At 68.3% G+C, this 694-nt stretch carries 1 protein-coding gene; it reads right to left on the bottom strand.

The genetic code is table 11. The features are described 5' to 3' along the window. Window positions 1–362: 362 nt before the first annotated feature. Window positions 363–694: penicillin-binding transpeptidase domain-containing protein (locus R1101_RS28895; protein WP_037225309.1), on the bottom strand; the 332-nt coding region annotated here is incomplete at its 5' end.

Here is a 694-nt window from a genome sequence, read left to right as displayed (position 1 = left end):
GCAGCGCCGCGAAGACGTCGCCCGGGCGGATGCCCTGGGCACGGAGGTCGATGCCGGTGACCGCGACACTGCGGGCCGTGTCCTCTCCGGCCTCGGGGTTCACGACTTCCACGCGCGCCCCGATGGCGTCGGCGAGGACCGAGATCTGCGTCATCGGTGGGTGCTCGGGTCTCCGTCCCTCCTCCGGAGGAGACGGATCCGGACTCGATGGCACAGGCACCAGTTTCCTCTCGCTTCGCTGCAGCTCGTCTGCAGGCATTCCGACGGACGTTCCCGGGTTCGTTCCCGTTCTGCGGTCTCGGCGACGACCGTCGTGTCACGTTACCGACGTGTCAGCGTACCGAGGCCGCGTGGTCGCGTGATCAGTCGACCTGAAGGATCAGTTTGCTCTCCGGTTCGGCCGACAACGGCACACCGTCGCGCTGCAACAACCACGAGGCGATGGTGCGGAACAGCGGCGCGGCCGACTGGCCACCACTGCCGTCGGAGCTGCGGGTCGGGGCGTCGAGCATGATGCCGACGACGTAGCGTGGGTCGTCGGACGGCGCGATGCCGGCGAAGGTGATCCAGTAGTCGGAGTTCGAGTAGCACTTGCAGTTCTGGTCGATCTGCTGGGCGGTGCCGGTCTTGCCGGAGATGCGGTAGCCCTCGATGGCGGCGCCCGTGCCGGTGCCCTGCTGGTTGCCGGTGTCGG

Source organism: Rhodococcus sp. R1101 (assembly GCF_000278445.1).
Classification (GTDB): domain Bacteria; phylum Actinomycetota; class Actinomycetes; order Mycobacteriales; family Mycobacteriaceae; genus Rhodococcus; species Rhodococcus gordoniae.
Note: the sequence above shows the minus strand (reverse complement) of the source record. Positions and strands in the feature narration are given on the sequence as shown.